The 12,292-nt window shown below is 40.2% G+C and carries 10 protein-coding genes and 1 pseudogene; 1 reads left to right on the top strand and 10 read right to left on the bottom strand.

Going from position 1 to position 12,292, the window contains the following annotated elements; translation table 11 throughout:
• Positions 1–898 precede the first annotated feature (898 nt).
• The 6 genes from rplL to MXE38_RS07025 all read right to left on the bottom strand — a co-directional run bounded on the left by rplL (position 899) and on the right by MXE38_RS07025 (position 7,450).
• The gene (gene rplL, locus MXE38_RS07050; RefSeq protein WP_246913494.1) at positions 899–1,270 is read right to left on the bottom strand and encodes a 50S ribosomal protein L7/L12; all 372 of its coding nucleotides are present in this window, start codon (positions 1,268–1,270) and stop codon (positions 899–901) included.
• Between the two features lie 115 nt (positions 1,271–1,385).
• Positions 1,386–1,892, bottom strand: coding sequence for a 50S ribosomal protein L10 (rplJ, locus tag MXE38_RS07045; protein WP_246913493.1), 507 nt, complete (start codon positions 1,890–1,892; stop codon positions 1,386–1,388).
• A gap of 287 nt (positions 1,893–2,179) precedes the next feature.
• Positions 2,180–2,896: a 50S ribosomal protein L1 gene (rplA, locus tag MXE38_RS07040; RefSeq protein ID WP_246913492.1), complete on the bottom strand. Its 717-nt coding sequence runs from the start codon at positions 2,894–2,896 to the stop codon at positions 2,180–2,182.
• A 3-nt stretch (positions 2,897–2,899) separates the two neighbouring features.
• Positions 2,900–3,328 carry a 50S ribosomal protein L11 gene (gene rplK, locus MXE38_RS07035; protein ID WP_246913490.1) on the bottom strand — a complete coding sequence of 143 codons (429 nt, stop codon included), beginning with the start codon at positions 3,326–3,328 and terminating at the stop codon, positions 2,900–2,902.
• Positions 3,329–3,696: 368 nt separating this feature from the next.
• Entirely contained in the window at positions 3,697–5,697 is a 2,001-nt protein-coding gene (locus MXE38_RS07030; protein WP_246913488.1) for a beta-L-arabinofuranosidase domain-containing protein, read from the bottom strand.
• Between the two features lie 376 nt (positions 5,698–6,073).
• Positions 6,074–7,450, bottom strand: a complete 1,377-nt coding sequence (locus tag MXE38_RS07025) for an MFS transporter (protein ID WP_246913487.1) — start codon at positions 7,448–7,450, stop codon at positions 6,074–6,076.
• A gap of 220 nt (positions 7,451–7,670) precedes the next feature.
• Between MXE38_RS07025 and MXE38_RS07020 the strand changes: the two genes are divergently transcribed.
• Positions 7,671–8,885: a helix-turn-helix domain-containing protein gene (locus MXE38_RS07020; RefSeq protein WP_246913485.1), complete on the top strand. Its 1,215-nt coding sequence runs from the start codon at positions 7,671–7,673 to the stop codon at positions 8,883–8,885.
• 312 nt (positions 8,886–9,197) lie between these two features.
• On the opposite strand, the gene MXE38_RS07015 is transcribed toward MXE38_RS07020, so the two are convergent.
• The 4 genes and pseudogenes from MXE38_RS07015 to tuf form a co-directional block, all read right to left on the bottom strand.
• Positions 9,198–10,217 (bottom strand): DUF4432 family protein, encoded by a 1,020-nt coding sequence (locus tag MXE38_RS07015; protein WP_246913483.1) that lies wholly within the window; start codon positions 10,215–10,217, stop codon positions 9,198–9,200.
• A gap of 209 nt (positions 10,218–10,426) precedes the next feature.
• Positions 10,427–10,957 (bottom strand): transcription termination/antitermination protein NusG, encoded by a 531-nt coding sequence (nusG, locus tag MXE38_RS07010; RefSeq protein ID WP_246913514.1) that lies wholly within the window; start codon positions 10,955–10,957, stop codon positions 10,427–10,429.
• Positions 10,958–11,234: 277 nt separating this feature from the next.
• Positions 11,235–11,771, bottom strand: a complete 537-nt coding sequence (gene secE / locus MXE38_RS07005; RefSeq protein WP_246913481.1) for a preprotein translocase subunit SecE — start codon at positions 11,769–11,771, stop codon at positions 11,235–11,237.
• A 333-nt stretch (positions 11,772–12,104) separates the two neighbouring features.
• Positions 12,105–12,292 (bottom strand): annotated as a pseudogene (tuf, locus tag MXE38_RS07000) (elongation factor Tu); the annotation flags it as partial.

Below are 12,292 nucleotides of genomic sequence, written 5' to 3'. Positions count from 1 at the left end.
CCAAATTTACGAAATTAAGTTAGCCGTAAAGTTTCGATATTTAACTATCAAAACCTTACTCTCTACGATGGCGTTTAACACCTGTAAATATCAATATATTTGACTAATGTTCATCTGTATAAAGATGGCACAATGCAAAACATACATCCTATTTACTGCTTTTAAATCTTCTAATCAAAATTCATCAGTAACTTTTTGTCAAAGCAGGTACAACAATAGCCACAAGCTAAGCATAGTCGCTATGCTGCATTGCGGCCATATCAAAATTCTTTTGATAAATTGTCTAGTCCTACAACCATTTAGCCTTAATTAGCTTAAATATGATCTTATATTGTACACACTCTTGACTTGCTTATAATGCCCCGCCGATACTCAAGGGCAAATTTTTCATCAAAAGTAAAGGTTTTAAGGCTATTTTTGGTGCTTTTAATAAAGTTTAAAACTCTATCTTAAGCATTGGACTTAATTACGTTGAATACTATCTTAGTCTGAATAAGCCATCATTAAATGACTTATAAAATTACAAGCTCGTCAGCCTGCTAAAAATCACACGATTAACCATTAATGCGTTATACCGTATGCATTGTATAAATATGAAACTTAAGTTTAGTCAACTGTGAATGTGAAAGATTAGATGAAGGCTTTACAGCCTAGATGGACCTAGCAGCGAAAAATTAAGTATGCACGCTTTGCTTAATTTAGGTCAGAGCTGACCCGGGCATCGTCCAGATGAGTATTGATCAAATATCTGAAACCTAAAGTAACAGTGTTATTTGCATCACCTTTTTTTAAGGCACCGAACCCGAGCCTCATAAAATGAGAGCTCGGGCCTTAATAAATAGTAGACTAAAAGTCTACAGGCTAGATCGATGCTTCTAGCCTAAAGAAGCGGTTGTTATTACTCGATAACAACAGTAGCGCCAGCCTCTTCGAAGGACTTCTTGAGGGCCTCAGCGTCTTCCTTGGAGATAGCTTCCTTGATCTTAGCAGGAGCAGACTCAACTAAGTCCTTAGCTTCCTTTAAGCCTAAACCGGTAGCGCCACGAACTGCCTTAATAACAGCAATCTTGTTAGCACCAACGTCCTTTAAGGTTACGTCGAACTCGGTCTTCTCCTCAGCAGCAGCAGCGCCACCAGCAGCAGGGCCAGCAACAACAGCAGCAGCGGCAGAAACGCCGAACTTCTCTTCCATAGCCTTAACGAGCTCAACAACCTCCATTACGGACATCTGAGCAATTGCCTCAATGATTTCATCCTTAGATAAAGCCATTTTTAAACTTCCTTTAAAAATTCTGTGAAACAAGTGTCAGCTTAAACAAGCTTGACACTAAAAAACTAAGCAGCAGGTTTATAAAAACCTAAAGCATCACGACAAGGGCCTAAAATTAGGCTGCCTCGCCGCCGCCTAACTTGTCGCCTAAAGCAGCTAAAGTACGTACTAACTTGCCAGCAGCGGCTTCCTTCATAGTAGCCATTAACTGAGCAACACCTTCCTCGTAAGTTGGTAAGGAAGCTAATACGTCGACGTCCTTGCCATCATAAAGCTGGCCTTCAAAAGCTAAAGCCTTGATGGAGAACTTGTCGTTCTGCTTGGCGAAATCCTTGAATAAGCGAGCAGCAGCACCTGGGTGCTCAAGAGATAAACCAATTAAGGTTGGACCCTTGAACTGATCCTTCATGCACTCAAACTCAGTGCCTTCAACAGCACGGGCAAGGAGAGTGTTACGAACAACGTGTAAGTATACGTTGTTAGCACGGGCTTCCTTACGGAGCTTGGTCATTTGAGCTACTGGGATGCCACAAGAATCAGCGCAAACAGCTGATAATGCTTTCTTGGCGACTTCGCTAACATCAGCAACGATCTGCTTCTTGTCTTCGAGATTTAATGCCATTTTTAGCAGTGACTCCTGGAAAGTCATGATCTTTGGCTAACACTCCACCAAAAGTAAGACATACTTAAGGCACCAATGTTTACCTAAATCATGACGGTTAGTCCCAATGATTTGGGATATACCGGATATCAATTCTAAAGGAAGAATCCTATAGAGCTAATTTCCGCCTGCGCAGGATGATTAAGGATACTACCCCCTGCGGTCTTTGGTGGGAGAAAAAGCTCCCGGCCAAAATTTGATGTGCTAGTATCCGAGCACGAATTTTTTAAGGTGGTATTAAGAGCTAATTAAGAAGCTGAACCAGCACGGTCAGTCTTTAAGGTGCTCTTATCTACTACAATACCGCCACCCATGGTGGTAGAAATTGCAACCTTCTTAATGAAGGTACCCTTAGAAGCAGCTGGCTTAGCCTTAACAATAGCACCTAATAAGGCGTTTAAGTTCTCAGTAAGCTGAGCTGGGGTGAAGTTAACCTTACCGATAGAAGCCTGGATAACACCAGTCTTGTCGTTACGGTAACGAACCTGACCGGACTTGGCATTCTTAACAGCAGTAGCAACATCACGGGTAACAGTACCAACCTTAGGGTTTGGCATTAAGCCACGTGGACCTAAGATCTGACCTAACTGACCTACTACACGCATTGCATCAGGAGAAGCAATAACTACGTCAAAGTCAGACTTGCCCTGCTTGATCTCGTGAGCTAACTCGTCCATACCAACGAAGTCAGCACCAGCGGCCTTAGCCTGCTCAGCAAGCTCACCCTGGGTGAAAACAGCAACACGAACGGTGCGGCCAGTGCCGTTTGGTAAAACGGTAGCGCCACGGATGTTCTGATCAGACTTGGTAGGATCAATACCTAACTGAATAGCTACGTCAACAGACTCAACGAACTTAGCCTTAGCGGTCTTGATTAAGGTCTCAAAACCCTCAGTTACGTCGTACTCACGGTTACGGTCGATGATGGAACGGATTTCCTTCATGCGCTTAGATAACTTTGCCATCTCTTACTCCTCGACCTGAATACCCATGGAACGTGCAGTACCAGCGATAGTACGAGCGGAAGCTTCTAAATCTGCACCAGTCATATCTGGCTCTTTAACCTTAGCGATTTCTAAGCATTGAGCCATAGTGATCTTACCAGCAACTTCCTTACCTGGCTTGTGAGAAGCGGTTTGGATGTTTAAAGCCTTCTTAATTAAGAAGGATGCTGGTGGAGTCTTGGTGATGAAGGTAAAGGACTTATCAGCGTAAACAGTAATAACAACAGGAACTGGAGCGCCCTTCTCTAACTTTGCAGTGTGAGCGTTGAAGGCCTTGCAGAACTCCATGATGTTAACACCATGTTGACCTAAAGCTGGACCAACTGGTGGAGCTGGATTGGCATTACCTGCGCCAACCTGAAGCTTGATATAGGCAGAAACTTTCTTTGCCATTTTTATACTCTCAATGTGGGTATCACGCGCACTAGCTTATTCAAGCTCAGCACGCTTCCCTAAATCGATAAGACTATTCTTCATCGATTTTTTAGGAAATCTGTATTTTTACTAAGTGAAGAAAACTCAAAAAATGAGATCTCCGTCACAAAAATAGTAAATCCTAAATATTCTACAGCACTATTAAATCAAAATCAAGTCTTTTTTATAAAAACATCATAAATATGCACTAAACCAAGCACCCTGGATCTTGCTTACTTCACCGCTAGAAAGAATCATTAGTAAATAAAAAAACACACAATCATGCTCCTACTACTCATGATTGTGTGTTTTAGCTTCATCTATCTATCTATCTAATGGGTCTTATATTATGGCTTAGGGTTGAGCCATACTCGCATTTCACCTTCCTCGCGGTTGCACCAAGCATAATAAGGAATTAAGGTAATCTCTTGTGCTTCATAGTGAGCAGGTGTTGCTTTGCGATACAGAGAGCTATCAAGAGCAAAATCATTAATGCGTCTTAAACCTTGAGCCTTAATTTGGTAAATACCCTCAAGTACATCCTGCTCAAAAGAACCGCTTAAATCTTTTAACTCACCTAAGTGCAAGCATTGTAATTGAGCGCCGTTGTCGCATTGCTCTACACAATAGACCATAGGGCCTCTCATTACGGCTACCTTGCCATAGTCAGCACTAATTAGAGGATTAGCCTCAACTACATCAATAGGCATATCCAAATGAAGCTTAATGACATCACCTGAGCCTACAGGGCTGGCAAGATATAAAAATCCCTGCTCAATCTTAAAATCACTAACTAAGGTGCCATTTAACTCAACTTGGTAATTTTGTGCCCATTGAGGAATGCGCAAAGCGAAATTAAAGCCTTGCTCTGGAGCCTCTTGAACCTTAAAGGTAATATCAGCATCCCATGGATATGAGGTTTGCTCCTCAATTACTACTTTGTTGCCAGAGAGTTCAAACTCAGCTTTATTTGCCATATAGAGATCAGCAAAAATGGTATTAGTCTCATCGCTGCATTGATAAGCATAATGACCAATAGACATAACCATACGTGCTAAGTTTGGAGGGCAGCAAGCACAAGCAAACCAGTGAGCTCTTCTGGTTAAAACATGGATAAGTCCAGGGTTTTTCTTACTGTACTCAGGACGGACCTCTAATGGATTAACATAGAAATAGCCCTTGCCATCTAAATTCATTCCGCCAAGTACAGTATTGTATAGAGCACGCTCCATGACATCACCATATACGCCATCTTTATTAAGACGAAGCATATAGTTAGCAAAGAAAGTTAAGCCTACAGAGGCGCAGGTCTCACCATAAATGCTGTCATTAGGTAAATCATAATCAGCACTAAAAGCCTCACCATGGCAGGTAGAACCAATAGCGCCAGTAAGATACATACGACGGCCTACAATATTATTCCAGTAGTTGTAAGCACTTTGTTTTAACTTATCACAACCACTTAATGCAGCACCTAAAGCCAAGGCTGAGCATAAATAAACGACACGAACAGCATGTCCCTTAGCCTCAACTTGCTCATCTACAGGACGATCAGCCTGGAAGTATTGAGCATTAAAATCTTTATGTAAAATTTCCAAGCCCTGGATTAAAGACTTACGACCTAAAGCTACATCATTCTTTTGTTGCTTAAGGAAAAACTCGCTATCTTGTCCTCTAATTTCCAACAAGTATTTAGCAAGCTTTAAGTAGCGCTCTTGGGAAGTAAGTTCGTATAATCTTAATAAGGCTAACTCAATTTCTTCATGTCCATCAGAGCCGTGAATTTTGCCCTCTTCTGGACCAAAATGATTATCAATATTGTCAGCAAGCTTCTGGGCAACCTCAAGCACCAACTTATTGCCTGTAGCTTTGAAATAAGCAACCGCTGCCTCGATAAAGTGACCTGCACAATAGAGCTCATGGCTCATGTATAAGCTTTGGTACTTACGATCAGGCTCATTAACGGTAAAGTAAGTGTTCAGATAGCCATCACTCTCTTGAGCGTCAGCAATAATTTGCACTAATTCATCAGCTTTCTTTTGTAAATCACTATCAGGAAAGCACTCTAAAGAATAAGCAGCAGCCTCTAACCACTTATAAGCATCAGAATCTTGGAATACCATGCCGCCACGCTTACCTTGCTTTTTACCTGCGGCAATTAAAAAGTTTTCCACTACATAGCTTTTATCGCTATCTTGGGCTGAGGTATCACCGCCAGTATTAGTAACGGCAATATCAATCTTTTTAAGATCATTAATGACCTCCCATTGATATGGGATCATTTGATCTTTAATTACTCTTTGTCTATCGTTCCAAAACTTAGAGTTAACCTCAATATTCTTTAACATAACAAACATACCTTACAACTAACTTACAAACACTTAGATTTAAAGTGCCAATATCTTAGCTAAGCGATACAGCAATAGCCTTATGTGAAAACTTTCGCTGTTGTTCCTATCAACTTAGCTAAGAAGAACATGGCTTTTAAAATTACCAGCTCAACACGCAAATACCACCATTGCGCGGCATAGAATGAGTCTCGTAATTACCAAGCCATGATTGGCTTGCTCTTTCTTTACTACCACTTAACAATCAAGTACTAAAAAAAGAGCCACAGGCAGAAATAGCAACATCACCTTACTTTAGGACTTCTGCCTTTACCTTTAGTCACATTAAGCAGACTATGGTGCACAGTGTTTATAGCCTCTGTGCTCGGCTCATGTTTTAAGCTTTAGCACGCTCTTGAAGAGCACGAACAATATCGTGCTCCTGAGCCTCAAAACGGGCGTATAACATCATTGGCACAGCAATAAAGATACTTAACACTACAGGTACCCAAATAAAGGACATAGTAATGCCATAGAGACTTTCAGCAGTTTGAACAGCGTTAGCCTCATAGCCATAAGAACCCATAATGTAAGTTGGAATAAAGGCACCAACACCAGAGCCGCCCTTAATACATAGAGCAGAACCAATAGCTGTTAATAAGCCAGCAGCACGCACGCCACTTGAGTACTCACCATAGTCAACGGTATCAGCAAGCATGCCAAAAGGCATAGCACAAATAAGTCCCTGGCCAAAAGCACCAATAGTCCAACAAAGAATTAATAAAGCTAAGCTATCACCAGATAAGTACATACCTACATGGCTTACAATCACCATAATGGCACCTAAAATCATGGCACCAAACTTCTTAGTAAACTTAACAATGAAAGCCATGGTTAAGAAAGAAACTAAACAGGTGATAGTTAAAATACCGTTTAATAAGGCAGTAATATCTTCATTGTTAAGCACATATTTAGCGTAGAAAATTACAGTACCCTGTCTAACGCTAATACAAATCCAAACAATAAGGTTTACAGATACTAAGATGATCCATGGCCAATTGTTCTTAATAGCCTTTAAAGAATCTTTAAAAGGAATAGACTCATTGCGCTCAACATTTTGCTCACGTAAGTGACGGAAGGCAAAGAACAATAAGATTACAACTACAATGCCAAACATGCCTACAGTTAAGGAGAAGCCTAATTGATCATCTCCTTGGCCTAAGAGCTTTACTAAAGGTAAAGTAAAGGTCATGGAAATAAAGGCACCTACTGAGCCACCAGCCATGCGGAAGGTATTTAAAATCATACGCTCATCATGGTTAGAGCTTAAATTTGGCAAAATGGAGGTAATAGCTGTCTGAACACCAGAATAGACAATACCAGCAATTAAATAAGTAAAGACTGCGTAAACAATCTTACCTGTCTCTGATAAGAAAGATGGAGTGGTAAAGGTCAACCACATAGAAACGGCAAAAGGTATTGCCAACCATAAGAACCAAGGACGGCTACGACCATACTTAGAGTTTGTATGATCAACAATAGAACCCCAAATAGGAGCATCAATAGCATCTAAAATACGAGTAAGTAGTAGCAAAATACCAGTTACAGTTACTGGTAGACCAAAAACGTCAGTATAGAAATATAAAAGATAGCTACCAATAATACAGAATAATAAGTTACCGCAAAAATCAGTTAAGAAGAACGATGCACGGCCCTTAAAATCAGTCACATAGCCATTATTTTTAACAGCTGCGCCAGAAGAGATATCAGACATAGCAAACCCCTAAAAACAACATACAAAGCAAACAATAAAGACAAATCCCAATATCTACACAAACTATTTTTCGTAATTGTTTGTGAAATTTACGTAATACATCTTAAAAATTACGTTGAGCTAAATTTGTGATCTCAGACAAGAATCTCATGACAGCAGTTCAGTTAATATTAAATTGCTATAACTAATCTTGTCTTTATGTAATTATTGGGGAAAAGTGATGCTCTATGATCAGTATCTTCACGGTCTTTTTGCCGCTATCAACATTCCTATTTATCGCTTCAAAGCTACCGTTACCCGCCAGCATAATGATGGACAAGAGGAAAAAATCTTTACTCCTGATGCTGTGTTATTGGTGCTAACTCCCCATAAACAAAACCAAGATCAGCACAACAACCACATACGCAACGCTTTTAACTTTGCCAAAAATGTAAATCTCTATATAGGCGATATATTAGAAATTACAAGCGCTGATAGTTATGGCGCTGTAAGACTACCTGATAAAAGCTTAGTAGTATTAGGGCCTATTAGAGAGCCTCAGATATTAACTAAAGAACTACCATCTAGTAATGAAAGAGCAAATATTTGGGGTATGAAAATTCGCTCTGCCAATTTATGGCTCCAAATGGTAGGACAAATTGTTGTCCACGATGAAATGCCTTCAGAGGATGAAAATGAGCTTTACCAAGAAGCTGAGGCTTATATCCCTAATAATCTTAAGAAGATTGCTCAAGAGGTAAAGCTTAAAGCTCCTCACAATCAATACCGCTACGAAATTGCTATTTTAGATGCCATAGCGCAGGGCGATATAGCTAAAGTAGATCGAGCTTTTAAAATTCCCAAGCAAGGTAAATTTGGTGTATTAGGCCCTACTCCTTTGCGCTCTATGAAAAATCATGTACACAATCTTAATGCTTTAAGTTCACGTACAGCGATCAAAGCAGGCATCTTACCTGAAAAGGCTTATGCCTTATCAGATAAATTTTTCATGGCTGCCGAAGAGTGCTTAACCGTAGAGCAATGTCTTGAATTGCGTCCTTTAGTAGCTAAATCATTTGCCACTATGGTACGAGAGTACAAAGACTCTATTACCTCTACGCCGCCACCTTTGGTTAACAATGCCATAAGCTTAATCTCACGCTCGCTTTTTATTAAATGCACTGTGAAATACTTAGCAACCAACCTAAATGTTTCTCCTGAACACTTAGAGTACAGCTTTAAGAAAAGTATGGGCATTAAGCTGTCTCAATACATCATGCAAGAAAAAATAAAGCAGGCCAAAGAGCTATTGCAATACACCAACGAACCTGTCAAAGATATTGCTAATTTACTCTGCTTTGCCAATAAAAGCCATTTTTCATCAAAATTTAAAGCTATCACAGGCCTCACCCCAAGCCAATTTCGCACCACCACCACCCTATCTGCATACAGCTAATCCCAAGCAATCCCCCAAAGCTCAAAGCTACATCCTTGAGCTTTAGGCCATAGTCTGGGCTTGGGCTTGGGCTTGCTCTGCGCAGGCAAGCGCCAGCTTGCGCCAGCTAGCACCAGCTAGCGCCATGCGCTAGCATGCGCTCTCTTTTACTGCGGTGGCCTTGCTCAAAAAAAAATAAAAGGTCTATGGGCAATATTGTCCATAGACCTTGATGACTAATTAGGAAAAGCACACTATATAGGAAGTCTAGCTACTCAAAATTTGAGTAGTGTTGCATTAAGACTTCCACAGTACTCGATAGCTTAAATGGTTTTAGTATTGAGACTTGATAGCATCAAAAGAGTTGTTACCCTTAAAGAGTTGTACTTCAACAGCAAAAGAAGCCTTTTGGCCAGGATTTAAAAATTGTAATTTGCCCTCAGCACGCATCTTATCTCTGCCGTCACAGTGGCTATTACCAGGCTCTAAACCTAGAGCATAGTCACGATAGCCCATTTGCTTCCATTGGGTAAAGAAAGGTAAATTCTTAGGATCAAAGTTGATAGCTAAACCAAGATCAATCTTTGGCTGATAAATAGCAGCTACAGCCTTATCCTTGTTATCAAAACTATGATAGTAGCAACGCTCTTCATAATTGTGTTCAGGAGCGCACATCTTATTCCAATTAGCTTCATCTTGGCAGGCTAATGGAGTGCGGCCCTTATGAGAGGTAGAGTTAATGAATAATTGGGAATCCTCATCTAATAATGGATAGCCCATATTCATATGATAGAGCACCATCATTGGACAGGTAGTGGAGCCAGTATTTTCAAAAACGTCGTTAATACGAATAAAGTCTGAATTTAAGCCCACAGTAAAGTGACGCTTCATTACTACCTTATGGTAGAAAATCTGCTCAATTAAAATAGTGCACTCAATATGTAAATTACCATCATCGCCTACATAATGGCTGTGATTTTCTGATGGAGTATTATCAAGATCGCCGTGTAAATAGGTTTGTTCGCCATCATCAACACAAGGCACACCTACGTTAAAGATACCGCAAGTAGTTAAAAAGCCAGCATGGAAGTTACGTAAAAAGCCTTGAGCACCAACTTCACGATCAAAGTACTCAGGACGACGTAAACCAGATGCTGACATAAAAGAACAATTACTACCTAAATAAGATAAACGAGCAATGCCACAGCCTCTATCGAGCAAAATGGTAAATTGTAAGCCTCTGCCATTTTTTACCTCTAGTACTCTCATACCATCAGCACGTCCGCCAACTAAGCGCTGCTCTTCTACACCATATAGCTGGTAAGAATGACCACAATAAGCAAGTTTATCCATGATGACCACACACATTAAGCTTTGTTTAACTAAAATATCTGTGCAATAAATTGCAAAAATTTCAACTGTTGCAAGTTTAACTATAATTTAAACATTATTATGTGTTCTATCTCACATTTTATTGCTGCAATTTTGCATTAATAACAAATAAAAAAGGATGGCCCTAGAGGAACCATCCCTTTTTATCAATTTAAAAAGAAACTTAAAGATTAAGACTCTTTTTCTACTTGATTAAACTCTAACTCAACTGGAGTTGCACGTCCGAAAATAGCAATAGAAACAGTTAAGCGATTCTTCTCGTAGTCAACCTTTTCAACAGTACCAGAGAAGTCCTTAAAGGCACCTTCGGTCGCACGTACACACTCACCAACCTCAAATAAGGTCTTAGGACGAGCACTACCAGAGGTCTCCTTAAGACGCTCTAAAATAAGGTTTGCTTCGTGATCTTTAATTGGTAATGGACGGTCTGGAGTACCACCAATAAAACCAAGTACACGCTCGGTGTGCTTAACTAACTGCCAAGAATCAGAGGTCATCTTCATCTGAACCATTACATAGCCAGGGAAGAACTTGCGCTCGCTATCACGACGCTTACCATCCTTGATGTCCTTGACACGCTCTTTTGGCACTAAAATGTCACCAAAATACTCTTCCATTTGGTGAATCTTAATACGCTCTTGCAAAGCTTGAGCAACACGCTGTTCAAAACCAGAGAAAGCCTGAACAAAGTACCACTTCATTGGAATTTCGCTAGGATCTTTAGGCTCTGGCTTTTCAATACGAGTCTTTAAATCGATAACAGGCTTTTTCTTATCCTTTGCAGACTTCTTGCCTTTAGCTTTAGGAGCCTCTTCCTCAGGAGCATTTTGACTCTCAGGAGCATTAAGATCATCATCAGCTAAAAAAGGAGCCTCATCAGATGCTACATCATCAAGCATTGGAGCATCTAATTCCATTGGTACTTCTTGCTCTTCTACCTTGTTTTCTAAATCAGACATTAAGATCACCTTGCTCTATTTAGAGAGTAATTAAGCGCACGATTTGTAAGAAAGCTAAATCGCAGACGTATAAGAATAAACTTACTAATACTACAGCAACGAAAACAATGGCTGTAGTCTGCATAGCCTCATTACGGGCTGGCCAAACTACTTTACGTAATTCTGTATAAGAGTCTCTACCAAAAGCCAATAATTTCTTGCCTTTGTTAGTAAATAATACTACAGCTAAACCAGCTAAGATGGTTACAATTACAATAGCTACACGGCCTAAACGAGCTAAAGAGCTCTCATCAATCATGATGAATTGGGTGTAGTAGTAGTTACCGCCTACAGCAGCTGCTAATAAGGCAAAAGAAAGTAACCATAAGAGCTTATCAAATGGGTTAGCGCTTGGAACAGCCTTAACATTCTTCTTAGGCTCTACCTTCTTAACCTCATTCTTTTTAGCGTCGGCTACTTTAAGATCGGTTTTCTTATTCTTGGCAACAGCATTTGCTGTCTTTTCTTTTTTGGAATTAGCAGCGTTAACCTGCTTTCCATTCTTATTTTCGCTCATGAGAAAATCCTGACGATATCGCCACAATTGATCGCTTAGCCTAGCAAAATAACTACCGCTAATCTGAGCTACATAAAGTAACAAGATAGCCTATCTGCATCAAGGTGCCCTTGCTAGACACAAAAAGAAAGATCCAACTTTCTAAAATGTAGAAAAATACCCGATCCAATATCATTAGTCAACCTAAAAAGCTTTATTTAGGGGATAATCAGGCGACTTTAGAGTAGAGAAATTTCAATTTTATAAAAAGTGATAAAAAAACCGCAGCATCATAAAGGATGTTGCGGCTTTTTTTGTTAGCTAAGCTAACCTAATTTTTACTTAAAGTAAAAATTACTCAATGATGTTGGAAACAACACCAGCACCTACGGTACGGCCACCCTCACGGATCGCAAAGCGCTCACCAGCAGCCATAGCAACTGGGTGAATTAAGGTAACGGTCATCTTGGTGTTATCACCTGGCATAACCATCTCTACACCCTCACCTAAGTCGATAGAACCGGTGATGTCAGTGGTGCGGA

It is taken from the genome of Anaerobiospirillum sp. NML120448, assembly GCF_023050945.1.
Lineage (GTDB): Bacteria > Pseudomonadota > Gammaproteobacteria > Enterobacterales > Succinivibrionaceae > Anaerobiospirillum.
Note: the sequence above shows the minus strand (reverse complement) of the source record. Positions and strands in the feature narration are given on the sequence as shown.

Coding starts and splice junctions, on each gene's coding strand:
- rplL (WP_246913494.1), bottom strand. CDS start 1,270: ATGGCTTTATCTAAGGATGAAATCATTGAGGCAATTGCTCAGATGTCC.
- rplJ (WP_246913493.1), bottom strand. CDS start 1,892: ATGGCATTAAATCTCGAAGACAAGAAGCAGATCGTTGCTGATGTTAGC.
- rplA (WP_246913492.1), bottom strand. CDS start 2,896: ATGGCAAAGTTATCTAAGCGCATGAAGGAAATCCGTTCCATCATCGAC.
- rplK (WP_246913490.1), bottom strand. CDS start 3,328: ATGGCAAAGAAAGTTTCTGCCTATATCAAGCTTCAGGTTGGCGCAGGT.
- MXE38_RS07030 (WP_246913488.1), bottom strand. CDS start 5,697: ATGTTAAAGAATATTGAGGTTAACTCTAAGTTTTGGAACGATAGACAA.
- MXE38_RS07025 (WP_246913487.1), bottom strand. CDS start 7,450: ATGTCTGATATCTCTTCTGGCGCAGCTGTTAAAAATAATGGCTATGTG.
- MXE38_RS07020 (WP_246913485.1), top strand. CDS start 7,671: ATGCTCTATGATCAGTATCTTCACGGTCTTTTTGCCGCTATCAACATT.
- MXE38_RS07015 (WP_246913483.1), bottom strand. CDS start 10,217: ATGGATAAACTTGCTTATTGTGGTCATTCTTACCAGCTATATGGTGTA.
- nusG (WP_246913514.1), bottom strand. CDS start 10,957: ATGAAGTGGTACTTTGTTCAGGCTTTCTCTGGTTTTGAACAGCGTGTT.
- secE (WP_246913481.1), bottom strand. CDS start 11,771: ATGAGCGAAAATAAGAATGGAAAGCAGGTTAACGCTGCTAATTCCAAA.